At 63.2% G+C, this 22,984-nt stretch carries 23 protein-coding genes; 11 read left to right on the top strand and 12 right to left on the bottom strand.

Going from position 1 to position 22,984, the window contains the following annotated elements; all coding sequences use genetic code 11:
• Positions 1–118 precede the first annotated feature (118 nt).
• Both V3330_RS11020 and V3330_RS11015 read left to right on the top strand, forming a co-directional pair.
• Complete coding sequence (locus V3330_RS11020) at positions 119–958, top strand: TatD family hydrolase (RefSeq protein ID WP_354695472.1); 840 nt, start codon at positions 119–121, stop codon at positions 956–958.
• Entirely contained in the window at positions 955–1,422 is a 468-nt protein-coding gene (locus tag V3330_RS11015; RefSeq protein ID WP_354695471.1) for a methyltransferase family protein, read from the top strand. Before V3330_RS11020 ends, V3330_RS11015 begins: the two co-directional genes overlap by 4 nt.
• Before the next feature lie 75 nt (positions 1,423–1,497).
• On the opposite strand, the gene V3330_RS11010 is transcribed toward V3330_RS11015, so the two are convergent.
• From V3330_RS11010 to V3330_RS11000, 3 genes are all read right to left on the bottom strand, one after another.
• The gene (locus V3330_RS11010) at positions 1,498–2,658 is read right to left on the bottom strand and encodes an acyl-CoA desaturase (protein WP_354695470.1); all 1,161 of its coding nucleotides are present in this window, start codon (positions 2,656–2,658) and stop codon (positions 1,498–1,500) included.
• Positions 2,659–2,791: 133 nt separating this feature from the next.
• Positions 2,792–3,565 carry an ABC transporter permease gene (locus tag V3330_RS11005; protein ID WP_354695469.1) on the bottom strand — a complete coding sequence of 258 codons (774 nt, stop codon included), beginning with the start codon at positions 3,563–3,565 and terminating at the stop codon, positions 2,792–2,794.
• Positions 3,562–4,503, bottom strand: coding sequence for an ABC transporter ATP-binding protein (locus V3330_RS11000; protein ID WP_354695486.1), 942 nt, complete (start codon positions 4,501–4,503; stop codon positions 3,562–3,564). The genes V3330_RS11005 and V3330_RS11000 overlap by 4 nt, the downstream gene beginning before the upstream one ends.
• A 214-nt stretch (positions 4,504–4,717) precedes the next feature.
• On the opposite strand from V3330_RS11000, the gene V3330_RS10995 reads away from it, so the two are divergent.
• The 4 genes from V3330_RS10995 to V3330_RS10980 all read left to right on the top strand — a co-directional run bounded on the left by V3330_RS10995 (position 4,718) and on the right by V3330_RS10980 (position 8,921).
• Positions 4,718–6,226, top strand: a complete 1,509-nt coding sequence (locus tag V3330_RS10995; protein WP_354695468.1) for an alpha/beta hydrolase — start codon at positions 4,718–4,720, stop codon at positions 6,224–6,226.
• Positions 6,227–6,235: 9 nt separating this feature from the next.
• Complete coding sequence (locus tag V3330_RS10990; RefSeq protein WP_354695467.1) at positions 6,236–6,970, top strand: ABC transporter ATP-binding protein; 735 nt, start codon at positions 6,236–6,238, stop codon at positions 6,968–6,970.
• Positions 6,967–8,145, top strand: a complete 1,179-nt coding sequence (locus V3330_RS10985) for an ABC transporter permease (RefSeq protein WP_354695466.1) — start codon at positions 6,967–6,969, stop codon at positions 8,143–8,145. Before V3330_RS10990 ends, V3330_RS10985 begins: the two co-directional genes overlap by 4 nt.
• Before the next feature lie 239 nt (positions 8,146–8,384).
• A complete protein-coding gene (locus V3330_RS10980) occupies positions 8,385–8,921 on the top strand; it encodes a peroxiredoxin (protein ID WP_354695465.1) in 537 nt (178 codons plus the stop codon).
• A 15-nt stretch (positions 8,922–8,936) separates the two neighbouring features.
• Here the strand turns inward: V3330_RS10980 and V3330_RS10975 are convergent, their stop codons facing one another.
• Positions 8,937–10,526 carry an amidohydrolase family protein gene (locus V3330_RS10975; protein WP_354695485.1) on the bottom strand — a complete coding sequence of 530 codons (1,590 nt, stop codon included), beginning with the start codon at positions 10,524–10,526 and terminating at the stop codon, positions 8,937–8,939.
• Positions 10,527–10,615: 89 nt separating this feature from the next.
• Here V3330_RS10975 and V3330_RS10970 point away from each other — a divergent pair, with 89 nt between their 5' ends.
• The 4 genes from V3330_RS10970 to fnr all read left to right on the top strand — a co-directional run bounded on the left by V3330_RS10970 (position 10,616) and on the right by fnr (position 14,071).
• Complete coding sequence (locus V3330_RS10970; protein WP_354695464.1) at positions 10,616–11,257, top strand: CDGSH iron-sulfur domain-containing protein; 642 nt, start codon at positions 10,616–10,618, stop codon at positions 11,255–11,257.
• A gap of 38 nt (positions 11,258–11,295) precedes the next feature.
• On the top strand, positions 11,296–11,652 hold the full coding sequence (gene queD, locus V3330_RS10965) for a 6-carboxytetrahydropterin synthase QueD (protein ID WP_354695463.1): 357 nt from the start codon (positions 11,296–11,298) through the stop codon (positions 11,650–11,652).
• Between the two features lie 128 nt (positions 11,653–11,780).
• Complete coding sequence (hemN, locus tag V3330_RS10960) at positions 11,781–13,172, top strand: oxygen-independent coproporphyrinogen III oxidase (protein WP_354695462.1); 1,392 nt, start codon at positions 11,781–11,783, stop codon at positions 13,170–13,172.
• Between the two features lie 149 nt (positions 13,173–13,321).
• On the top strand, positions 13,322–14,071 hold the full coding sequence (gene fnr, locus V3330_RS10955) for a fumarate/nitrate reduction transcriptional regulator Fnr (protein ID WP_354695461.1): 750 nt from the start codon (positions 13,322–13,324) through the stop codon (positions 14,069–14,071).
• 56 nt (positions 14,072–14,127) lie between these two features.
• Here fnr and V3330_RS10950 read toward each other — a convergent pair whose 3' ends face one another.
• Positions 14,128–14,610 carry an FKBP-type peptidyl-prolyl cis-trans isomerase gene (locus V3330_RS10950; RefSeq protein WP_354695460.1) on the bottom strand — a complete coding sequence of 161 codons (483 nt, stop codon included), beginning with the start codon at positions 14,608–14,610 and terminating at the stop codon, positions 14,128–14,130.
• An 83-nt stretch (positions 14,611–14,693) separates the two neighbouring features.
• Here V3330_RS10950 and V3330_RS10945 point away from each other — a divergent pair, with 83 nt between their 5' ends.
• Positions 14,694–15,683: a Vgb family protein gene (locus tag V3330_RS10945; protein ID WP_354695459.1), complete on the top strand. Its 990-nt coding sequence runs from the start codon at positions 14,694–14,696 to the stop codon at positions 15,681–15,683.
• A gap of 20 nt (positions 15,684–15,703) precedes the next feature.
• On the opposite strand, the gene V3330_RS10940 is transcribed toward V3330_RS10945, so the two are convergent.
• The 7 genes from V3330_RS10940 to V3330_RS10910 all read right to left on the bottom strand — a co-directional run bounded on the left by V3330_RS10940 (position 15,704) and on the right by V3330_RS10910 (position 22,859).
• Complete coding sequence (locus V3330_RS10940; protein ID WP_354695458.1) at positions 15,704–16,180, bottom strand: DUF4399 domain-containing protein; 477 nt, start codon at positions 16,178–16,180, stop codon at positions 15,704–15,706.
• A 47-nt stretch (positions 16,181–16,227) separates the two neighbouring features.
• Complete coding sequence (locus V3330_RS10935) at positions 16,228–18,045, bottom strand: DUF885 domain-containing protein (protein WP_354695457.1); 1,818 nt, start codon at positions 18,043–18,045, stop codon at positions 16,228–16,230.
• Positions 18,046–18,049: 4 nt separating this feature from the next.
• Entirely contained in the window at positions 18,050–19,051 is a 1,002-nt protein-coding gene (locus V3330_RS10930; protein ID WP_354695456.1) for a proline racemase family protein, read from the bottom strand.
• A gap of 88 nt (positions 19,052–19,139) precedes the next feature.
• Positions 19,140–20,402, bottom strand: a complete 1,263-nt coding sequence (locus V3330_RS10925) for an NAD(P)/FAD-dependent oxidoreductase (RefSeq protein ID WP_354695455.1) — start codon at positions 20,400–20,402, stop codon at positions 19,140–19,142.
• Positions 20,403–20,405: 3 nt separating this feature from the next.
• Positions 20,406–21,083 (bottom strand): GntR family transcriptional regulator, encoded by a 678-nt coding sequence (locus tag V3330_RS10920; RefSeq protein WP_354695454.1) that lies wholly within the window; start codon positions 21,081–21,083, stop codon positions 20,406–20,408.
• 3 nt (positions 21,084–21,086) lie between these two features.
• The gene (locus V3330_RS10915; protein ID WP_354695453.1) at positions 21,087–21,989 is read right to left on the bottom strand and encodes a dihydrodipicolinate synthase family protein; all 903 of its coding nucleotides are present in this window, start codon (positions 21,987–21,989) and stop codon (positions 21,087–21,089) included.
• Between the two features lie 108 nt (positions 21,990–22,097).
• Entirely contained in the window at positions 22,098–22,859 is a 762-nt protein-coding gene (locus tag V3330_RS10910; protein WP_354695452.1) for a DUF4097 family beta strand repeat-containing protein, read from the bottom strand.
• Positions 22,860–22,984 lie beyond the last annotated feature (125 nt).

Genomic DNA, 22,984 nt, shown 5'->3' with positions numbered 1-22,984 from the left:
CCGGGGAAGCCGCTATTGTGACCGCTCCCGGCTCAGGTTCAAGGCCGGCGCCGGCCGATCCCTTTAAAATGCACACTGCGCCCACAGATGATCTGGATTGTCAGACGGACCCCGAACCATGGAACTGATCGATATCGGCTGCAATCTCACGCACGACAGTTTCGACGGCGACCGGAATGCGGTGCTGGAACGCGCCCGCGCCGCCGGGGTCGTGCAGATGGTGGTGACCGGCGCCAGCGAAGCCGGCAGCATCGCGGCGCACGAACTGGCGCGGTCGCATCCGGGCGAACTGTTCGCCACCGCCGGCGTTCACCCCCACAAGGCCGCCGAATTCTCCGCCGACACCGAGTCGGTCCTGCGCGAACTCGCCGCGACGGACGAAGTTCACGCCATCGGCGAAACCGGGCTGGATTATTTCCGCGATTTCTCACCCCGGCGCGCACAGCGCGATGCGTTCGAGCGTCAGCTCGAGATCGCGGCCGATACCGGCCTGCCGCTGTTCCTGCACCAGCGCGACGCCCACGACGATTTTATTGCGGTGCTGCGCTCGGCGCGCGATGCGCTGTCACGGGTCGTGGTGCACTGTTTCACCGGCAGCCGGGAGGAACTCGCAGCCTACCTCGACCTCGATTGTCACATCGGCATCACCGGCTGGATCTGCGACGAGCGCCGAGGCACGCATATGAAGGACTACATGGGCGACATTCCCGACGGCCGGCTGATGATCGAAACCGACTCACCGTATCTCAAGCCGCGCAATCTTCGCCCGCGGGTCAAAACCCACCGCAACGAACCCCAGTGGCTGCCGTGGATCGCGGGTACGCTCGCCGCCTGCCGCGGGGAAACACCGGAAGCACTGGCGGCGTCGACCACACACGCGGCGCGGGCGTTTTTCGAACTGCCCGCAACGACGAAAGCGGAAGCCGGCTCCGGCATGGTTGAACACTCGTCGCCGTGAACGCGCCCGCGCCATTCCGCAAGCCGCGCATTCTGCCGCCGATGTGGCTGGCCCTGACCGCGCTGGCGATGGTGGCACTGGACCGCTGGCTCCCCTTGGCGCAACCGGTGGGCGAGCACGGTCCCCTGCTGTTCATAATTTTCCTGATCCCGGCCCTGGTGATCCTGGCCTGGTCGGTGGCTGCGTTCCTGCGGGTTCGCACCGGTCTCGTGCCCTTCAGTGAATCCACCGCGCTGGTCACCACCGGTTTGTACCGCTTCAGCCGCAACCCGATGTACCTGGCCATGGTGCTGCTGCTGATCGCGGGCGCCTTCCGGCTCGGATCCGTGGGCGCCTGGCTGCCCATCCCCGTCTTCGCGTGGATCATTCACCACCGCTTCATTCTCAACGAGGAGCGCTTTCTCGAGTCCGTTCACGGCGAGGATTTTCGCGTCTATTGCGGGCGCGTGCGGCGCTGGCTGTAAACCGGCCGGGTCCGGAACACGAAAAAGGGAGGCCGAAGCCTCCCTTTCCAATCGATCAGGCCTGCGCTCGCCGCGTCAGAACGTCACCTGAGCCGTCAGCAGGGCGACCCGCTTGTGCTGAAGTTTCAGGCTGCGCTCGAGATCGCGGTAGCGCGCGGTCAAGGATGCGGTTTCGGTTTCGATTTTTTCCGCGATCTTCTGCTTGCCGAGTTGCATGCGCTCCATCTGCAGGTGCTGCCACTCCTTGACGGTCTCCGCGAACTGGGCGTACTCATTCTCCAATTGTTCGCGCCAACCGGCACCGGCGTTGTCCTGGGCTTTCTCGAGCTTGGCACGGGCCCTCTTGAATTCCATGTTCAGGCGGGCGCGCAGCACCTTGAACTGGGGTACGCGTTTGCGATTCCTGGCCAGGCCCAGCATTGCGCAGGTGGAAATGAACCATTTGTTGATGTCGAGGTGCCACCAGCGAATGCCGTTGCGGTAATCGCTCTGAAACAGGTGGTGGTAGTTGTGATAACCCTCGCCATAGGTGATCAGGGCCAGCAGATGGTTATCCCGCGCCGAATTCTCATCCGTGTACGGCTGCGAGCCCCACATGTGAGCCAGCGAGTTGATGAAGAACGTACCGTGATGGCTGACCACCAGCCGCAGCACTCCGGCCAGCAGGAACACCCCGATCACGTCGCCGACGATCCAGCCCAGCAGCAGGGGCAGGCCGACGTTGGTCGCCCAGACCAGGGTCCAGTACCAGCGGTGCTGCCACGCGACCACCGGGTCCTTGTACAGGTCCGGCACGACGCTGTAATCGATCTCGCCGCTCTTGTAATCCCGCAGCATCCAGCCGATGTGGGCAAACCAGAAACCGCGTCCGATGGAATACGGATCCTTGTCGTTATCGTCCACGTCGCGGTGATGCACGCGGTGACGTGCGGACCACACGATGATGCTGTTCTGCAGCGCCATCCCACCGAATATGGCCAGGAAGCCTTTCAGGATCGGATGCGCCTCGTAGGTGCGATGCGACCACAGGCGGTGATATCCGCTGCCGATGCTGACCCCGTTGAGAACCGCGAAAACGCCAAAAAAGACCCAGGCCCAACTGCTGTAACCATGGGTGAACCCATACCAGGGAACGATGGTTACCGCGGCGAGAAAGGTCAGGCCGAATACGATGGTCACCGGCCAGTTGAGCGGGGCGCGCTCCTCTTGGGCTACGCCCTCCGAATTTCCTGTCATTACACTATCCTGTTCAATTTCGATGAATAACCCGGACGCCACGACCGTGTCGCATCCGAGACTGCGGCAACTTTACCCCAAATCGGGGGACCGGGTCGATTTCGACGCCCTGAACACGCATGGATCAGAAACCTCAGGTGCGCATTCCGACGCCCTTGTGCAGCAACCAGATACACCCCCCGAACAACAGCGCTGCCGCGATCAGAATGACGCTGTAGGTTTGCGTCAAACCGACATCCGAGACACCGAGAATTCCGAAACGAAAGCCGTTCACCATGTACAGGATGGGATTGAAGACCGACACCTTCTGCCAGAATTCCGGCAGCAGGTCGATGGAATAGAACACCCCGCCAAGGTAGGTCAGCGGCGCCAGCACGAACGTGGGAATGATGGCGATGTCGTCGAACTTCTGCGCGAAGATGGCGTTGACCATACCGGCCAGCGCGAACACGACGGCGGTCAGCAGCAGAACACTGAGGGACACCAGGACGTTGACGACCGGCAGATGTGTGAACAGCAGCGATACCAGCAGCACGACAGCACCCACCAGCAGTCCGCGGGTCACGGCCCCGGTAACGTAACCGGCGAGAATGATCCAGTTGGGCAGCGGCGAGATGAGCAATTCTTCGATGTGCTTGCCGAATTTGGCGCCGAAAAACGAAGACACCATGTTGCCGTAGGAATTGGTGATGACCGACATGATGACCAGGCCGGGAACGATGTACTCCATGTAACTGAAGCCGTCCATCTGGCCGATGCGGCGACCGATCAGTTCGCCGAAGATGATGAAGTACAGCGACATCGTGATGGCCGGCGGCACGATGGTCTGGCCCCAGATTCGCAGGATGCGCGTGATCTCCTTGCGCACGATGGTCTTGTAGCCGACCCAGTGAATTCGGGCATTCATTCCACCGCCTCCCGGGCCGCGCGTTCCGCGTTCTTTTCGACCATGCCCAGAAACAACTCTTCCAGGCGATTGGCCTTGTTGCGCATGCTGAGGACGTGCACGCCCTGATCGTCGAGCGCGGCGAACAGCGTATTCAGCGATTTCTGTTTGGGCAATGAGGCCTCGAGCGTGCGCTCGTCGCGCAGGCGGATTTCCATACCGTCCACCACGGGCGCGCGTTCCAGTGATTCGCGCGTATCGAGCACAAAGGTTTCGATGTCCAGGGTCGCCAGCAGGGACTTGATGTCGGTGTTCTCCACGATCCGCCCCTGGTCGATGATCGCGATGTTACGGCACAGTTGCTCGGCTTCTTCGAGGTAATGCGTGGTGAGAATGACGGTCGTGCCGGATTCGTTGATGCCCTCGATGAATTCCCACATCGAGCGGCGGATTTCGATATCCACACCCGCGGTGGGTTCGTCGAGGATCAACAGCCGGGGTTCGTTGACCATGGCGCGGGCGATCATCAGGCGCCGCTTCATACCCCCGGACAGGTTGCGTGACTGGGTGAACGCCTTGTCCCACAGATGGAGCTGCCGCAGGTATTTCTCAGCCCGCTCGATGGCCGTGGCGCGCGGAATACCGTAGTACCCCGCCTGATTGACCACGATCTCGAACGGCTTCTCGAACTGGTTGAAGTTGATCTCCTGCGGCACGAGTCCGATATAGGACATCGCCAGAGAGCGCTGCTTCTGCACGCTGGCGCCGAATACAAGTGTTTCACCCGACGAAGAATTCACCAGCGAGGAAACGATGCCGATGAGCGTGGATTTTCCGGCCCCGTTGGGTCCCAGAAGCGCGAAGAAATCACCTTCCCGAACGTTCAGGGAAACGCCCTTGAGGGCCTGAACGCCGTTACGATAGGTTTTTTTCAGATTATTGACTTCGAGCGCATACATCGGCAGACGGCTGATCACGAATCATTGCGGGTGAGGTGATATGGTAGCGCGAACTCCGGCCGATGCTTCGATGGCCGGTATCCCACCCCGGACCCCACTACATGGAGCGCGCCGCCCGACAATTCAACGCCTGGCCTATGGACAGGGCGGCACGGATTCCCTATCGTTTCGGCTGGTTGATTCAGGCGGGACGGCACCAGACGTGCAAACGAGGATGATTTTGCGGAATTTACGCCTGCCCGTTCTGTTGGCCACCGTTTGGTTGGCCTCCGTGCTGCTGCCCCTGACCGTGTTCGCCACGGACGAGACGGCACCGGAAAGCCCGCCCGATACGCTCGAACTCAGCCCCTGCGAATTGTTTCTTCCCGGAACGCCGCTCACCGCGGCGGCCGAATGCGGCTGGTATTCCGTTGCCGAGAATCCCGCTGAACCCGAGGGACGGCAGATCAGGCTGCACGTCGCCCGGGTACCGGCACGGGGACGGTCGGCCAAACCCGACCCGCTGGTGTTTCTGGCAGGCGGTCCGGGACAGGCCGCCACCGAAGCCTGGCTGATCGTCGCCGGCGCCTTGCACAAGGTCAACGAGGACCGCGACATCCTGCTGGTGGACCAGCGCGGCACCGGGCAGTCCAACCCGCTGCGCTGCCCGAGCATGGATCTCGAAGAAGCCCTGGCGCTGGATTGGGAGCATCTCGAAGACACCACCCGCAACTGCCTGGACAGCCTCGACGGCGATCCGCGCTTCTACACCACCACCATCGCCATGCAGGACTATGACCAGGTGCGCGCCGCCCTGGGTTACGAGCAGGTCAACCTGTTCGGGGTTTCCTATGGCACCCGCGCGGCACAGGTCTACCTGCGGCAGTTTCCGGACCGGGTTCGCACCGTGATACTCGACTCCGTGGTGCCGCAGACCTTGGCCCTGGGCACCGAACACGCCGAAAAGCTGGACGAGGCCCTGGGACGGGTCCTGGAGGGCTGCGCCGACGACGCAGCCTGCCGGAGCGCGTACCCGGATGCCCGGCTTCGGCTGGCGGAATTGATGCAACGGCTGGACGAATCGCCAGCCACTGTCACCATCGACCATCCCAGTACGGGCCAGCCCCACACGATGGAATTCGACCGCGAGATGTTGGCCGCCACCATCCGCTTTCTGACCTACGCGGCCGAAACCCAGGCGCTGCTGCCGCTGCTGATTCACGAAGCCGGCACCACGGACGATTTCAGCCGCCTGGCGAGCCAGTTGCTGATCACCGCCGGCAGCCTGACGGAAAGCATCGCGCAGGGCATGGAGCTCTCGGTGGTGTGCGCGGAAGATTTTCCCTGGTTTCCGTCACCGGACGAAGGCCGGGACGGAACGGAATACCTGTTGGGCGATTCCATGATGCGCGCCTCGCGGATCCAGTGTTCGATCTGGCCCACGGGCGAGGTCCCGGACGGTTTCCACGACCCGGTGGAAAGCGACGTGCCGGCCCTGCTGCTGTCGGGGGAGTACGATCCGGTCACGCCACCGGAATATGGCGATTCGGTCCAGGCGCACCTGTCCAACAGTCTGCACCTGGTGGCACGCGGCCAGGGCCACAGCGTGACCGGCAAAGGCTGCCTCGGAGACCTGGTATCGGAATTCATCGCATCCGCCTCGCCGGCGGAACTCGACACGTCCTGCATCGAACGGCTGCAGCCTTCACCCTGGTTCATGTCGCTGACCGGACCGGAACCCTGAGGCGGGCTCATGATTACGGTTGAAAATCTTCACAAATCCTTCGGCAAGGTCAAGGCGGTGCAGGGCGTGACGTTCACTGCCCACGACGGCGAGATCACCGGACTGCTCGGACCCAACGGGGCGGGCAAAACGACCACCCTGCGCATGCTGTATTCGCTGTTGCCACCGGATGAAGGCGAGATTCGCATCGACGGACTCGACCCCACCCGGGACGCCATGGAAATCAAGCGCACCCTCGGCGTGGTACCGGACAGCCGGGGCCTCTACACGCGGCTGACCGCGCGCGAGAACATCGCTTACTACGGCGAGTTGCACGGACTGAGCCGCGCGGCGCTGAACGCCCGCATCGAGGAGCTGGTGACCACCCTGGACATGGGTGACTTCATCGACCGGCGCACCGAAGGGTTTTCACAGGGCCAGAGGGTGAAAGTGGCCATCGCGCGGGCCATGGTGCACAGCCCGCAGACGGTGCTGATGGACGAGCCCAGCAACGGCCTGGACGTGATGAGCACCCGGGCGCTGCGGGAATACATTCAAAGCCTCAAACAGGGCGGGCACTCGGTGGTGCTGTCCACCCACATCATGCAGGAGGTGGCCGCGCTGTGTGACCGCATCGTCATCATCGCCAAGGGACGGGTCGCGGCAGACGGAACCGCCGACGAGTTGCTCCGCCGCAGCGGCTGCGATTCGCTGGAGGATGCCTTCGTCAAGCTGATCGGTTCCGAGGAGGGCCTGCTGGCATGAGAGGCCTGACGACGGTTATGCGCAAGGAAATCAAGGAGAACATCCGCGACCGGCGTGCCGTGTTCAATTCACTGCTGGTGGGCCCGATCCTTTTCCCACTGATCTTCATCGCGCTGATGTGGTTCACCACGGCGGCCGAACAGGAACGCGCCGAGCAAACGCTCGAGGTTCCGGTGGTCGGCGCCGAACGGGCACCCAGCCTGATCCGGTTTCTGGAGCAAAAGGGCATGGTGGTCAAAGAGGCGCCGGAGCACCCTGAAGACGTCGTGCGCAGCCAGGAAGAAATGGTGGTTCTGCGCATACCGGAGGCCTATCCGGAGAAATGGCGGCGCGGCGAGCCCGCACCCGTGGAAGTCATCCACGATCCGTCCCGCCAGGAATCCGATGTTCCGGTGCGCCGGGTGAAAACGCTGCTGGCGACCTACGGCCAGCAGATCGGCGTGCTGAGACTGCACCTGCGCGGCGTCAATCCGCAGGCATCCATGGCGGTACTGATCCGCGATGTCGACCTGTCGACGGCCAAGAGCCGAGCGATTCTGGCCATGATTTTCCTGCCCTACATCCTGATGATCACCGCGTTCACGGGCGGCATGCACCTGGCCATGGATACGACGGCGGGCGAAAAGGAACGCAAAAGCCTGGAGCCACTGCTGATCAACCCGGTGCCCCGCTGGCAGATCATGACCGGCAAGCTGGTCACCACGATGCTGTTCGCGATGGCTTCGCTGGCCCTGACCCTGCTGTCGTTCAAGCTGGTGCTGCCGCTGATGCCCATCGGGGCGTTCGGCATCGACCTGACCATCCGCCTGCAATCACTGCTGCTCATCCTGCTGGTCATCGCCCCGGTCGCAATCCTGGCCGCCAGCCTGCTCACACTGCTGGCGGCGTTCGCCAAGTCCTACCGCGAAGCGCAGTCCTACATGGGCCTGGTGGTGATCATTCCCTTGATTCCCAGCATCATCTTCATGGCCAATCCGATCAAGCCGGACCTGTGGATGATGTCGATCCCGCTGTTTTCGCAAAATCTTCTGATCGGCGAGATCGTCCGCGGCGACGCCGCACCGTTCGTGTGGTACGCCCTGTCGATCGGCAGCACCCTGATCATCGGGCTCGCCCTCGCCGCGGTCGCGGCCACCCTCTACAACCGGCCGAAGCTGGTGTTCAGCGGATCCTGAGCCCCAGCCTCACTACCCCCTGCCCCATCGGCACGGCCGGACCGGTTCCCGAACGAGACAACAACATTCTCCACAGGAACCTACGCGAAACGCGGCCGGAAGGGGTATCAGCCGGATCAGTTCCCGGGCCGTACCGTAAATAATTGGCGAAGTTTCACAGGGCGTTGACAGCCGGGTCGGCAGAATTAAGCTAGGATTTCATTGTCCCAAAGACAGATACCCAGCCGGAGACACCCAGCATGCGCATTCTTTTGAGCTTTCTGATACTCGCCACTGCCTCGATCGCCCACGCGGGCGGCACACCGGAAGTGGGCGCCACGGCGCCGGATTTCCGGCTCCAGGACCAGAACGGCGACTGGCACCAGTTGTCCGACTACCAGGGCAAATGGCTGGCCGTTTACTTTTATCCCAAGGACGACACGCCCGGTTGCACCACCGAAGCCTGCAACTTCCGTGACAACATCTACGCGTTCAAGGCCATCGGTGCTGAAGTGGTGGGCATCAGCGTCGATGACGTGGATTCCCACAAGGAATTCGAAGAGAAATACAAGCTGCCGTTCACGCTGCTGGCCGACAGCGGTGGCGAGGTATCCAAAACCTACGGCGTGCTGCGCGATTACAAGCTGATGAAAATCGCCGACCGGCAGTCATTCCTGGTCAATCCGGAGGGCGTCATCGTCAAGCATTACGAGGACGTGGATCCCGAAACCCACACGCAGAACGTGCTGGCCGATATCGAAAATCTCAGCGCCGGGGAGCCGGCAACGGCAGGCTGAACATCGTTCGGACGGTCAGCGGACCCGGTAGGGCAGCCGCCGCGGGCTGTCCGGCGAATCTCCGGCTGCTTCACGGGCGCGGGCCACCAGCCCGCGTACGTCCTCGAGCAGTTCCCGGGCGTCGTAGACGATGCCATCCTTGATCGTGTACCGGACGCCACCCACCCGCACCGGTTGATTGTCCTCATCCAGCCGAAAATGGCCCGTGCCGTACAGTGTCTTGAAGTTCGCCAGCGGGTTCTCGGAGGTAATCACCAGGTCAGCCAGTTTACCCGGACGGACGGAACCGATCCGGTCGTCCAGGCCGAGCGTTTGCGCGCCATTCAGAGTCGCTGCGCGGATCACCTCCAGGGGATGAAATCCGGCTTCCTGCATCAACTCCATTTCCCGGATATACCCGAAACCGTACAGTTTCCAGATGTAGCCTGAATCGGACCCCAGGGTCACCCGCCCGCCGTGGTTCTTGTAGTCGTTGAGGAAGGCCATCCACAGGCGGTAATTCTTTTTCCACGCGATTTCGTCGGAAGTGGTCCAGTCGAACCAGTAGGAACCGTGTGCGTTGCGCGATGGCTGAAAAAAGTCCCACAAGGCGGGATGCGCGTAATCTTGCTGCCAATCGGCATTCATTTCGCGCATCAGGTCCCGGCTGGCTTCGTAAATGGTCAGGGTGGGATCGAGGGTGAAGCCGAGCGCGATCAGTTCGTCGCGTACGCTCGCCCACCGCTCCGAACCGGGCGGAGCGGCCTGCGCCCACAGACGTCCCGCTTCGCCGAAGCGATGCTGCTCGTCGGCATAGTTGTAGTCCAGCGGGTAGTCCTGCACCTGGCGATCGGTGAACAGCGCCTCGGGCAACCCGTACCAGTGCTCCATGGTGGTCAGGCCGGCGCGAGCGGAGTCCAGTACGTTCCAACGCGCCACATCCATCTGCGCGTGGTGCATGGCAGTACCCAGGCCTTGTTCGGCCGCCTCTTCCAGCGCCGCGCGCATGATGTCCGGCGGCGCACCGAAAAACTTGATGCCGCTGGCGCCCTGGTCGGCGATATCGCGCACCCACTCGCGTGCTTCGCCGGGGCTCAGAAACGGCCCGTCCGCACCCTGACCGAACACCACGTAGGGAACGATGCGCGGCGCGGCAATCGCATTCGCTTCACTGCGGCGCTGATGGGCCTGCACCCATTCCAGGCCATTGCCGCTACCGGGCTCGCGTATCGTGGTGATGCCGTGCGCCAGCCACAGCTTGGCCGAATACTCCGCCGGAACACCCTGCGCATCGCCACCGAAGTGCGCGTGCATATCGATGAACCCGGGCAGCGCGTAATGGCCGTCCAGCTCCAATACCCGGTCTTCGGGGCCGGTCTCCGGCCGGCGATCACCTTCGATGGGCACACCGGGGTTTCCCACAACCTCGACCTGCACGATCCGGTTTTCTTCGATGACGATGTCCGCCGGGCCAATGGGCGGGGCGCCTTCGCCGTTGATGATTGTCACGCCGCGCAACACCAGGCGCTCGAAGGGACCATCGCCGCGGGTCCGGTCAGGAGCCGCTTCCGGAGCGGCCAGAACCAGTGCCGGGACAGATAATATGAGCAGCAACAAGGACTTCACCGAAGTTCGGGCCATTATTTTATCTCGCAGGGCGGTAATTTCGGTGCTACAGTATAAGAGGGAAAAGGATTTCCTGGAGAAACACGAACATGGAAGACCCCTCAAAGGCTGTCGCCAAACCGACCCTGTCACCCGATCGGGAAACTTCGACACCGGGATCTGTCGCCAAGAATTCCGACGGCAGTTTCATTGCCTACATGGACGATTCCGCCCGGGCTCACGAAGCCTTGCCGGGAGAAGACCTCACGACATCCGCCAAGGCCCTGGACCGATGGTTCCGGAAACGTCAGAAAACCAAGAGTCAGCCCCGTCTGCTGGAAATCCCGAACGAAGCGCTGGTCAGCAGCGCCGGGCCGCTCCATCTGACCGGCAACATCACCCTGGTGGACGAGAACGGTAACGTCAGTTACGCCAACCACCTGAATCTGTGCCGCTGCGGGGCATCCCGGGGAAAACCGGTATGCGACGGTCAGCACCTCGAACGCGAATTCCTGCATTCGGGCCGAATTCAGGAGGCTTCCGACGCGGTGCACTCCGAACGCCCGTGCAAGATCACCCTGTCGGCCATCAAGGACGGACCCTTGACGTTTCGCGGTCGGCTGCGCCTGCACAACAATCTCGGCCAGGAGTGCGTGAAGCAGCGTGGCGCCCTGTGCCGTTGCGGACAGTCCACCAACAAGCCGTTTTGTGACGGCTCGCACGAAAAGGTCGGTTTCCGCAGCGGACGCTGATCATTGCCAATCTCAGCCCACGGCGGCACAATCCGCCCGTGGACGTCTTTCGCGTATTCCAGATCGAAGCAGCACACCGCTTGCCCAACGTGCCCGAAGGGCACAAGTGTGCCCGTGTACACGGACATTCCTTCCGCATCGAAGTACACGTCAGCGGTGAAGTGAACGAGCCCGAGGGCTGGGTGATGGATTTCGCCGACCTGCGGCGCGCCTTCCAGCCGCTTTTCGACCGACTGGATCACCACTACCTCAACGACATCGAAGGCCTGGAAAACCCCACCAGCGAGAACCTCGCCCGCTGGATCTGGCAGCGCCTTCAGCCGGAATTGCCCGGTCTGACCCAAATCATCGTGCAGGAGACCTGCAACGCCGGTTGCATCTACCGCGGCGGCTGAATGCCCGAAATTCCGCGGCACTCGGGCTGCACGCGAACTGCCCCCAGTTGACAGGCATCAACATCAGGCCCGTCCGCTTGAGGTATCGTCACCTTCAGCACTTCACTGAGATGCCGCAGGCCCAGACCATGACTCATCCGGTTCATTTTGACCGGGCGCTGATAAGACGGTACGACATCGCCGGCCCTCGCTACACGTCCTACCCGACCGCGCCCCGTTTTCACGAAGGTTTCGACGCCGAGGCCTACCGCCGCTTCGTCGCGATGAGCAATGACGAATTGATTCCGGCGCCGCTGTCCCTTTACGTGCACCTGCCTTTCTGCCGGTCGCTGTGTTACTACTGCGCCTGCACCAAGAAGATCACCCGCCATGCCGAACACGGCGAGCGCTACCTCGAAAGCCTGACAAAAGAGATCGAAATGCAGGGCCGGCTGTTCGATCGTGACCGCCCGGTGAGGCAGTTGCACTTCGGGGGTGGTACGCCGACCTTCTTCGAAGACATCCAGATCGAACAATTGATGGCCCGTCTGCGGCAATCGTTCAGCTTCGACAAGTCGGATGACCGGGAATTTTCCATCGAGCTGGACCCGCGCACCGTGGATGCCGGCCGCCTCGCGTTTCTGGCCGATACCGGATTCAACCGGGTCAGTGTGGGCGTGCAGGACATCGACCCGGAGGTTCAGCAGGCCGTGAACCGGGTTCAGGATACGGAGCATACCCTGGGTCTGGTTGATCAGGCTCGGAGGGCGGGCATCGGTTCCGTGTCGATGGATTTGATCTACGGCCTACCGCTGCAAACTCCCGAACGGTTCACTCGCACTCTCGAGGCCGTGGCCGCAGCCCGCCCCGACCGCCTGGCGGTGTACAGCTATGCCCACATGCCCAATGCGTTTCGTGCACAACGGCTGATTCGTGACTCCGACCTGCCAACGCCGGAAACCAAGCTGGAACTGATGGAACTGGCTGTCGAGCACCTCACCGCGGCCGGCTACGTCTACATCGGTATGGACCACTTCGCCCTGCCTGAGGACGAACTCGCGGTCGCCCTGACGAACGGCAGCCTGCAGCGCAATTTCCAGGGTTATTCCACGCGCGGTGACTGCGACCTCATCGGCCTTGGCGTCAGCGCGATCGGCAAGGTGGGTGATTGCTACGCCCAGAACATCAAGGAGATTCCACGTTGGGCCGATGCCGTCGACAACGGCGATTTTCCGATCTGGCGTGGTTATACACTGAACGCCGAAGACCGCCTGAGACGCGGGATCATCGAGGCCATCATGTGCCGCGGCATGGTCGAGTACGACTGGTTCGAAAACCGCTTCGACATGGCTTTTGACGATTACTTCGCCGCCGAGATCGAAAACCTTCGCCCCCTCGAGAAAGACGGACTCATCAACATCGAAGAGGATCGGTTCACGGTGACGCCCGCGGGCCGACTGCTGCTGCGCGCGATCGCGATGGTCTTCGATGCCCACCTGACGGCCAGCCAGTCCGCACCCCGGTTTTCCCGCGTGATCTGAACACCACCACCCAACGGAGTGCACCGCGAACGGAACGCCCCTGGCCTTGAAAATACGTTTTTTCCAGAGGACTACGTAGTTTTACGCATGCGGAGCACGCCAGCGCAGTCGTAACATTCCCATATGAGGCATGAATTAGGAGAGTAGTCATGGAATGCTCGGCAGCGAACATCAACATCCGTGAATTCCGGCGCGACGCCAGCCGCAGCCAGGTGGCGTGCAGCCGCTGCTCCCTCGGTGAACTGTGTCTCCCCCGTGGGCTGGACCCGGATGAAGTCCAGCGCTTCGAGAAAATTGTCAACCGGTCACGGCCGCTACGGGCCGGCGAACACCTGTTCCGGGCCGGCGACGAGTTTCGCTCCGTCGCGTCGGTGCGCACCGGCTGTTTCAAGAGTTACGTCGTCGACGCGGAGGGCCAGGAACAGGTACTGGGCTTCCACCTGCCCGGTGAGATCATCGGTCTCGATGCCATCCATTCCTGCCGCCATACCGCCAGCGTGGTCGCACTCGACACCAGCGCGGTCTGCACGCTGTCCTTCGAGTCCGTGACCCAAATGGCACGGAGCATGCCGGAACTGCAGGCGGAACTCTTCCGCATCATGAGCGCGCGCATCAGCGAACTGGAGACCATTGCCGGCGATTTGAGCGCCGATGAGCGGATCGCGATGTTCCTGCTCTCTCTGTCCGACCGTTTCAGCCGGCGTGGCTACTCGGAACACGAGTTCATTCTCGCGATGTCGCGGCGGGATATCGCAAGCTTTCTGCGACTGGCCACCGAGACCGTCAGCCGGGTGCTGGCGCGGTTGCAGAAATCAGGCCTGCTGAAGGTGGACCGCAAGCAGGTTCGGATTCGCGATCTCGATGCCCTGCGCGAGGTTGCCCGCCAGCAGGCCGCGTAAACGAAACAAGCTTCGGCGCGACCCACGCGCCGCAGGTCGCGGACCCAACCCCGATATCAGTGCTGCACCCCGCCCGGCCCGTGAACGTGGCCGTGCGCCTGTTCTTCCGTGCTTGATTCCCGGACTTCGACGATCTCGATGTCGAAGGTGAGGGTCTGGCCGGCCAGTGGGTGGCTGGCATCGACGTCCACGTTGAATCGCCCGACCTTGACCACTGTCACCTGCACCGGACCTTCCCGGGTCTGCAGGCCGATGACCTGCCCCGGTTTGAGTTTGCGCGGATCGCGGAAATGCTTGGCCGAGACCCGTTGAATGTTGGGTTCCGCCTTCTCGCCATAGGCTTCAGCCGGTTCGATGGTGACCTGGAATGTGTCGCCGGCACCGCGTCCCTCGAGGGCTTTTTCGAGCCCGGGAATGATGTTGCCGGCACCATGCAGATACGACATGGGTTCGCCTTCGCGCGATGACTCCAGTTCACTTCCTGCGGCATCGGTCAGGGTGTAATGGAAACGCACTACGGAATTCTCTGTGATGTTCATTGGCTCGACAGCACCCGGAAAAGGCTGCGATTATACTGTCTGGTCAGCGATACTGCCGCTGACTCACACAGCACGGAGGACCTATGTTCAGCAAGCCTCTGACCTTGATGTGCGCCACGATCATGCTGGCGCAGCCGATGGCCGGCCTCGCCTCGGTCGAAGTCTCGATTACCGAATGGCCCGTGCCCTGGGCCGACACCCGGCCGCGCGATCCCGACGTGGCCCCCGACGGCGACATCTGGCTGGTCGGCCAGGCCGGTGACTACGTCGCCCGGTTCGACCCCGATACCGGAGACTTCGAGCGCCTCGACCTGCCCGAGGGCACCGGCCCTCACAACGTGATCGTGGACCGCGACGACACCTTGTGGATCGCCGGAAACCGCAAGGGCTGGATCGGTCAGATGGACCCGGAGACCGGCCACCTGATGAAACATGAAATGCCCAGTAGCGATGCGCGGGATCCGCACACACTGGTTTTCAATGAGACCGGCCAGATCTGGTTCACCGTGCAATGGGGCAATTACATTGGCCGCATGGACAAGGCGACCGGCGCGACCGAACTGGTCGAATTGCCGATTCCCAAGTCACGGCCCTACGGCATCGAGCTCGACCCGTCCGGCCGCCCCTGGGTTGCGCTGCTCGGCACCAACGCCCTGGCAACCGTGGATCCGGAAACACTGAAACTGGAAATCATCCATCTGCCCCGGGAAGACGCCCGGCCGCGACGCCTGGCGCTGACCGGAGACGGTGTCGTTTGGTACGGCGATTACGCCCAGGGCTATCTCGGCCGCTACGACCCCGCGACCGGTGACATTCGGGAATGGAAGAACCCGAGCGAGGAATCCGGCCCCTATGCCATGGCGGTGGATTCCCGCGACCGGGTCTGGTTCGTTGAAACACGAACCCGGCCCAACCTGCTGGTGGGTTTCGACCCGCAGACCGAAGAATTCTTCGTCCGGGTGCCGGTGCCTTCCGGCGGCGGAACCGTTCGCCACATGGTCTACGACGAAGCCCGCAACAGCCTCTGGTTCGGCACCGACACCAACAATCTGGGCCGCGCGCGCCTGCCCTGACCGGCGCGGCGTGCGCCGGTTTAAGGCGCCGCGGAGGACGTGACCGTGATGGTAATCCGGTCGGATTTCACGATCGGATCATGCGGGACGTGCCGGTGGTCGGCGAATACGAGCTGCAGTGTGTGTTCGCCAGCGGGCAGGGTCAGTTCGGTTTCCGTCTGTCCGCCGCCGAAGTGGATCAGTTGCTCGCTGGCCGGCAGGGGCAGGTTCGGATCGGGCAGTTCATCCATATCGATGAGCAGATGGTGATGGCCACTGTTCGCCTGTTCGGTCCCGGCCGGCGCGATATCCATGCCTTCCACGCGAAAATGAACGGTGAACGGGGTGGCGACGGTGTCGCCGTTGGCCAGTCCGTCAAAACCCACGGCCGCCCCGTGCGGTGACGGACTGCGGGTGATTCCGGACCCGGCGTCATCGCCCCCGCCGGCGAAGAGGTTCGGCGCGCAAAACGCCATGATGAGTGCGAGCGATGCCGCGCCGAGTCGCGATACGTGCATGGTTTTCTCCTGATGCGTTTTCCGGATGACGGGCGCGCTCCCCGATTTCAGCCTTGAGCCTCGATCCACGAACGCACTTCGTCCTGCAATATCTCAAGCGTAACCGACCCGAGACCGAGTATGAAGTCGTGGAAGGCGCGCACGTCGAATCGTTCGCCCAGCTGAGCTTCGGCTTCGCGCCGTAACTGCCATAAGGTGTATTCACCGAGCTTGTAACTCAGGGCCTGGGCCGGCCAGGAAATATAGCGATCGACTTCGGTGGTCACCTCGTGCACCGACAGCGCGGTTCGCGAAACGAGGTATTCCTGGGCCTGCTCACGGTTCCAGCCCATGGCGTGGACACCGGTATCGATCACCAGGCGGCAGGCCCGCCACATCTCGTAGGTCAGCCGGCCAAACTGCTCGTAGGGGGTCTCGTAAATGTCCATCTCCACGCCGAGTTTTTCCGCATACAGACCCCAGCCTTCGCCGAAGGCAGAGATGTAATCGTTGCGGCGGAAGGGCGGCTGGTCGGACTGCTCCATGGCCAGGGCGCCCTGGATGTGATGGCCGGGCGCGCCTTCGTGCAGGGTCAGCGCCGGGATGGCATACAACGGCCGGCTTTCCAGCTTCCAGGTGTTGACCCAGTAATAACCACCACGATGCGCTTCGAGCGGCGCACCCACGTAACGGCCGGCGGTGTAGAACTCGGCCAGTTCGTCAGGAACCGGCGCCACGCCGTAGGGTTGCCGCGGGAGATGACCGAACAGCATGGGCAGCCGCCCGTCGATCTTCTTGGCGTAGTACGACGCGGTCGCCAGTAATTCACGCGGCGACTTTGCGTAAAACCGGGGGTCGGTGCGAAGAAAGGTGATGAAGTCGGCAAACTCGCCCTCGAATCCGGTCTCTTCGATGACCGCATCCATCTCCGCGCGAATGCGGGCCACTTCGCTCAGCCCGATGTCGTGGATTTCCCGCGGCGACAGATCAACCGTCGCGTAACGGCGGATTTCCGCCGCGTAAAACGCTTCACCGCCTGGCAGTTCATACGCGCCCAGTGTGCGGCGCGCCCCGGGTACGTATTCGCCGTGAAAAAAATCGTACAGGCGGCGGTAGGCGGGCACCACGCCCTGGCCGATCACTTCGCCGGCCTGTTCGAGCAGCTCCGCGCGCACCCCGTTGTCGAGGGTTTCGGGCATGTTCAGGAAGGGAGCGAAGAACGGGCTCTGTTCCGGCCGCTCCACCAATTGCCGCCGGATGGGCTGGTCGCGGCCGTCGAGGATCACCCGCGGCTGGGTCATGCCGATTTCAATGCCGGTTCGCATCAGTTCGATGTACTCGTCCATGACCGGGCCGATCTGGCTCAGGCGGGAAAGGTAATTCCGGTAGTCGGCGAGCGACGTGAAGTCCGTATCCGCGGGCAGACGGCCCCATTCCATGTAAAAACCCCAGTCGCTGTTGAATGGAATGAGGTAGGCACGGGTCTCGTAGGCGGCGAGGAAATCGTCGATCTGCTTGACGAACAACCGGTAGTTGATGCACTCAGCCCGCTCGAGCCGCTCGCAGCTGATGGAATCCAGTTCGGTGCGGATACGACGCCAGTATTCGTAACGCCGCTTCTGGTCCGCTTCCGCTACATGGCCCAATTCGGCGGCATGCTCGTCGATACCGTTGCCGGAAGCCCACAGCGGAAATTCGGCCATGCGAAACTCCCACTCTTTCTGGTAGATCTCGCGAAACCGTTCACCGTCTGACGGTGCGGCCCAGCCTGGCACCGACAGGGCGGAAATCACCAGGGCTGCCGCCGTCATGGCCAGGCGCCTGGAGAGTTTTTCTGCGATCGTGCTGCGGGTAACGTGATACATGGACGTTCGCTCCTCAGGCATGGAATCAGCGGATCAGGAAGCCCCCGGGTAACGGATCCCGGGGATCGAGGCAAAAGCGGTGGCGGCCGGTAAGCACCGCCTGGCCGGTCACTTCCGGCACCACGGCACGTTGCCCGGCGACTGTGGTTTCCTCCACGCAGCGGACCGAAAACGTGGTGCCGAGCGGCCCTTCCACTTCCACGGCCTGGTCCAGTTCAATCAGGCCGCGGGTCCACAGGATCGCGGCGTGGCCGCTGACCCCGGTACCGGTCGGACTGCGATCGAACTCACCATCCGCGAACACACAGGCATTGCGCCACTGCCGATCGGAATCCCGCCGCAGGCAGAAAACCGTCCCATAAAGAAAATTCAGGTCGCCATCGCCCTGCGGATGCTCGACCCGGTAGTGGGTGGCCACGGCCCGGCGAATCCGTTTACCCAGTTCGCGCAGTTGCGGCGCTTCGGCCGGTTGCAGCGAAAAGCCCTGCGCCGCGGCATCAACGTAGGCATAAAATGCGCCGCCATAGGCGATGGTCATGTCCACGGCGCGGTCATCCACCCGAACTGAGTATTCCATTTCGAGGACGAAAGACGGCACGTTGCGAAACGTGACGGATTCGACCCGGCCGGAAGCGTCCCGATTCGCACGGGCGACGATCAGACCCGCCGGCGTGTCGATGCGGATCGCATCCGGGTCCGCCACCTCGAACAGGTCTTCTTCCAGCGCCGCATGCACCAGCGCGATGATGCCGTGACCGCACATCGTGCTGTAGCCCTCGTTGTGCAGAAACAGTACGCCGATGTCCGCGTCATCGCTGACCGGCGGAGTCAGCACGGCGCCGTACATGTCGGCATGTCCGCGCGGTTCCCACATCAACAGGCGGCGGTACGGGTCCAGGTGCTCGCGAAGATACCGGCGCCGTTCCAGCAGGGTCTCGCCATGGATGGGCGGCAGGCCACCGGTCACGATGCGCAGCGGCTCACCGGCCGTGTGGTAGTCCACGGTTTCGATCCACTCGCGTTCCATCAGGTCACCCGGCGAAGCGGGTTGCCGCAAGTGTGTGCATCGATGCAGTCGAATTCCCGGCGCTGCGGGTGAGCGTGAGCCATCGTCGTCAGCCCCGCGCACCAGAGAAGCGCGCCGCCGAATACGGCTCGATGTCCAGATGCGGCGCGTCGCCGAAGGCCAGATCGGCGATGATGCGCCCGGTCGTCGGTCCCTGGGTCAGGCCATAATGGCCGTGACCCAGGGCGCACAACACCCTGGGGTGGCCTGGAAGCGGTCCGATCACGGGCAGTGAATCCGGCATCATCGGGCGCTGCCCCATCCACTCGGTCACCGCCTCCCCCTCCAGGCCGGGCAGGAATCGCTGCGCGTGCTGCAACAGGGCTTTCGCACGGCGATAATCCGGCGCGGCATCGAGGCGCGCGAACTCCGCGGTCCCCGCCACGCGCAACCCGTCCCGCATCGGCGTCATCATCACGTACTCGGAAAACTGCATGACGGGCTGGTGTAACTGCACGCTGGGCCGCAACAGCATGCTGTGGTATCCGCGTTTGGGCGTGAGCGGCACCCGGGCGCCCAGCGGACCCAGCAGGGTATTGCTCCAGGGGCCCGCGGCGAGCACCAGGCGATCTCCGCCAAGACGCCTGCCGTCGGACAGAATGGCTGTCACGCCATCCCCGTCATCCGTCACCCGCCGGACTTTTTCATTCACCCAGTGTGCGCCGCCGGCGAAGGCGGCCTCGGCGATGGTCCGGGTCACGTCGGCGGGTGAAGTCAGGTGTTGCCAGGCCGGATCGAACACGGCGACCCCCTGGCCGAGGCGAATCGCCGGTTCACGTTCAGCCAGTTCTCCCGCCGATAGCCGTTGCCAGGCCAGTCCGAACCGGTCGCGCAGGTCGTAGTGCCAGCGATCGCCCTCGTACTCGGCCTCACTGCCGTACAACAGGATCATGCCGCGGGACTCGCGCAAACCGCCCGCGCCGGTCGCCTGCAATATCTGATCGTAATCCTCCAACACCGTCGCCATCAGCCGGTGCTGGGCGGCGGCCACGGCGTTCACGCGCTGCCGTGTACCGGCGCGCCAGAAGCGCCAGAACCAGGGCAGCAGTTGCGGAAAGTGCTGCCAGCGGATGCGCATCGGCCCCAGCGGGTCGAGCAGCCAGCCCGGAACCTGCCGGATCACGCCGGGGTAGGAAAACGGAAATATGGAGGAGGTGGAAAGACAGCCGGCGTTGCCGTAGCTGGTGGCCTGGCCGGGTTGCTCCGGGTCGACGACGGTGACGTCGGCGCCGCGCCGGGTGAGATGCCAGGCGCAACTGGCGCCGACGATGCCGGCACCGATCACGATGCAACGGGGTTTTTCCCGACTCATCGTTCAGCTCACCCGGTCGATGCCGCCCACGAGCCGTTCCAGCACCGCAATGGTCGCGTCGGAGGCTCTTTGCGCGCCATTGAAATCACGCCTCGCAACGAGCCGGGCAAGCTGCGCGTGCGCGGCAATGGCGTCGGACAGTTGCACCCGCTCCCGGTGGAAATACCAGAAACGCCGGCTGTGGGTGCGCAGGGGCTCCAGGGCGCTGGAGGCGAACGGGTTTTCCGCACATGCGTCCAGCAGCTTGTCCAGATCGTGGTCGAGCCGCAGGAACCGGTCGAAGCGCTCATGCGCGGTCGCCATGTCGCGGGCGAGTGAAGACAGGGCGCTGCGCTGCTCATCGCGGGCGCTCAGCGCCGCGCGGTGAACGATCAGCCGCTCCAGCGGCTTGCGCGTTTCGAGTATGTCCAGCATGGCCGACTGACTCACCGGCGCGACCAGCAGCCCTTTGCGTGGAATCACCTGGAACAGTTCCTGGCTGGCCAGGCGCTGGATCGCTTCACGCACGGGCGTGCGCCCGATGCCGGTCAATTCGATCAGTTCCCCTTCGGACACCAGGGCGCCGGGAGCGAGTTGCAGGGTTACGAGCTGTTCCTCGATCCGGGTGTACGCCTGGCTGGCGAGGCTGGTGGCGGGGGCCATGCCGGAAGAGCTGGCGGCGACTGTCTGCGAAACCGCCATGCCTCAGTCCAACTCCGGCCGCTCGGCCAGAGCGGCTTCGAGAACGGACTCGATCCGGCTGGCGGCTTCATCGTTCAGGGGCAGCCGGGGACCGCGAACCCGGGCACTACCCACCCCCATCAGGGCCTCGACGAGTTTGATTTGCTGTACGAAGTGCGGGCCAATGTCGAGATGAAGCAGCGGCAGAAACCACTCGTACAGGGTCCGGGCTTCGTCCCAGCGGCCGGCACGGGTCAACTCCCACAGGCGAACCGTCTCGGCGGGAAACGCCACGACCAGGCCCGCGACCCAACCGTCGGCGCCCAGCGCGAAGGATTCCAGCGCGAGATCGTCAACCCCGCAGAACAGAGCGTAGCGGTCTCCGGTCAGACGGCGAATTTCCGGAATCCGGCGGGTGTCCGCCGAGGATTCCTTGATCGCCTCGAACCGCGGATTTTCCGCCAGCCGCGCGAAGTCCTCCGGCGTCAGGTCGGTGCCGTAGGCGATGGGGTTGTTGTAAAGCATCAACGGCCGGTCAGTGGCGTTCGACACGGTGTTCAAAAAGGTTCGCGTCTCCCGCCCGTCACCGACATAACGCATCGGCGGAAGCAGCATGAATCCATCGGCGCCGGCATCGGCCGCCGCCGCCGCGAAGTCACAGGCGCGCCGGGTCGAGGATTCCGCGATACAGGCGATCAACGGCCGGCCGGACCGATCGGCGCCAGCGAAAAAACGGACGATTTCGAGTTTTTCCTGCGGGGAGAGGGTGGCGTTTTCGCCCAGCGAACCGAGGATGATCAGGCCATGGACGCCGGCATCGATCTGAAACGCCAGATGCCGTTCCATGGCCTCCCAGTCCAGGCGGTCATCAGCGGTGAACTTGGTGGTGAGCGCAGGGAACACCCCGCGCCACGAGATTTCGGTCATGGGCGCCCGCCGGCAACATTCTTGATATATCCATGATATATCTCAAACCGACGATTGCAAGCAGCCACGGGGCAAGGGGCGTCCGGGCCCCGCCCACCACAGTCCGCCTCAGTAGCGACGGAGCCGGATGGTACCGTTGACCGTATCCAGCTTGATACGGGCGTCGCCGGAGCCGATGTCACCGTCGACCTCACGCCCCACGTAACCCTTGTCCACCTCGAGGCCGAAGTCACCGACGTCCATGCCACCGTTGAGCGTGTCGGCCGTGACGCGGGCACTGGTATCGGCGGGGAGGTCGAGTTCGATGCGCCCATTGACAGTGTCCGCCGATATCCGCTGATTGCCACCGACCCGGCTGAAGCGGGCCCGAATGGCGCCATTGACAGTGTCCAGGCCGGCATCCGCGGCCAGGCCATCGAGTTCCAGGTCGCCATTGACCGTTTCGGCCCGCACTTCGCCGCCGACGCCTGAGACCGTGACGTCGCCATTGACGGTGGAGACCCCGTCGAGCCGGGCCGATTCAGGCACGGTGAGCTCATAGGCCACGCTGCCACCACCGCTGTTGTTCCAACTCCAGCGGCTCTCGGGACGCCTGGTTTCGATAATGATGGCGTCCGGACTCGCATCAATGACCACTTTCAGCCGCTCCAGGGCCTCTTCACTGTTGGCGCGGCGGGTGGCGACGATGGTCACCGCGCCGTCATTTCCGCCGGTGACACGAATATCACCGTTGATATTGCTCAGGCTGACACGGCCGCCATCGTTGAGCGGATAGTTGAACTCCTCGGTGCGGCTTACCTCGGCATGCGCCCAGGACGCCGCGCCCAGTAGCGCCAGCAACACCCATGGCTTCCATCCTTTCATGGTCATCAGTCGGGCTCCCTGCAAAACGGGTCAGTGGATCACACCCTTTGGATGCCCCGCCGAAACAAAGGGTTTAAGCGCATGCCGTGCCCCGGCTTCGTACCGAAGTGTGGTGCTTCGCCCCCCCGCAC

The sequence above is a fragment of the Elongatibacter sediminis genome (genome assembly GCF_037892215.1).
Classification (GTDB): Bacteria; Pseudomonadota; Gammaproteobacteria; order Xanthomonadales; family SZUA-36; genus Elongatibacter; species Elongatibacter sediminis.
This window is presented reverse-complemented; position numbering and strand designations above follow the sequence as displayed.

Coding starts and splice junctions, on each gene's coding strand:
- V3330_RS11020 (WP_354695472.1), top strand. CDS start 119: ATGGAACTGATCGATATCGGCTGCAATCTCACGCACGACAGTTTCGAC.
- V3330_RS11010 (WP_354695470.1), bottom strand. CDS start 2,658: ATGACAGGAAATTCGGAGGGCGTAGCCCAAGAGGAGCGCGCCCCGCTC.
- V3330_RS11005 (WP_354695469.1), bottom strand. CDS start 3,565: ATGAATGCCCGAATTCACTGGGTCGGCTACAAGACCATCGTGCGCAAG.
- V3330_RS11000 (WP_354695486.1), bottom strand. CDS start 4,503: ATGTATGCGCTCGAAGTCAATAATCTGAAAAAAACCTATCGTAACGGC.
- V3330_RS10995 (WP_354695468.1), top strand. CDS start 4,718: ATGATTTTGCGGAATTTACGCCTGCCCGTTCTGTTGGCCACCGTTTGG.
- V3330_RS10990 (WP_354695467.1), top strand. CDS start 6,236: ATGATTACGGTTGAAAATCTTCACAAATCCTTCGGCAAGGTCAAGGCG.
- V3330_RS10985 (WP_354695466.1), top strand. CDS start 6,967: ATGAGAGGCCTGACGACGGTTATGCGCAAGGAAATCAAGGAGAACATC.
- V3330_RS10980 (WP_354695465.1), top strand. CDS start 8,385: ATGCGCATTCTTTTGAGCTTTCTGATACTCGCCACTGCCTCGATCGCC.
- V3330_RS10970 (WP_354695464.1), top strand. CDS start 10,616: ATGGAAGACCCCTCAAAGGCTGTCGCCAAACCGACCCTGTCACCCGAT.
- hemN (WP_354695462.1), top strand. CDS start 11,781: ATGACTCATCCGGTTCATTTTGACCGGGCGCTGATAAGACGGTACGAC.
- fnr (WP_354695461.1), top strand. CDS start 13,322: ATGGAATGCTCGGCAGCGAACATCAACATCCGTGAATTCCGGCGCGAC.
- V3330_RS10950 (WP_354695460.1), bottom strand. CDS start 14,610: ATGAACATCACAGAGAATTCCGTAGTGCGTTTCCATTACACCCTGACC.
- V3330_RS10945 (WP_354695459.1), top strand. CDS start 14,694: ATGTTCAGCAAGCCTCTGACCTTGATGTGCGCCACGATCATGCTGGCG.
- V3330_RS10940 (WP_354695458.1), bottom strand. CDS start 16,180: ATGCACGTATCGCGACTCGGCGCGGCATCGCTCGCACTCATCATGGCG.
- V3330_RS10935 (WP_354695457.1), bottom strand. CDS start 18,045: ATGCCTGAGGAGCGAACGTCCATGTATCACGTTACCCGCAGCACGATC.
- V3330_RS10930 (WP_354695456.1), bottom strand. CDS start 19,051: ATGGAACGCGAGTGGATCGAAACCGTGGACTACCACACGGCCGGTGAG.
- V3330_RS10925 (WP_354695455.1), bottom strand. CDS start 20,402: ATGAGTCGGGAAAAACCCCGTTGCATCGTGATCGGTGCCGGCATCGTC.
- V3330_RS10920 (WP_354695454.1), bottom strand. CDS start 21,083: ATGGCGGTTTCGCAGACAGTCGCCGCCAGCTCTTCCGGCATGGCCCCC.
- V3330_RS10915 (WP_354695453.1), bottom strand. CDS start 21,989: ATGACCGAAATCTCGTGGCGCGGGGTGTTCCCTGCGCTCACCACCAAG.
- V3330_RS10910 (WP_354695452.1), bottom strand. CDS start 22,859: ATGACCATGAAAGGATGGAAGCCATGGGTGTTGCTGGCGCTACTGGGC.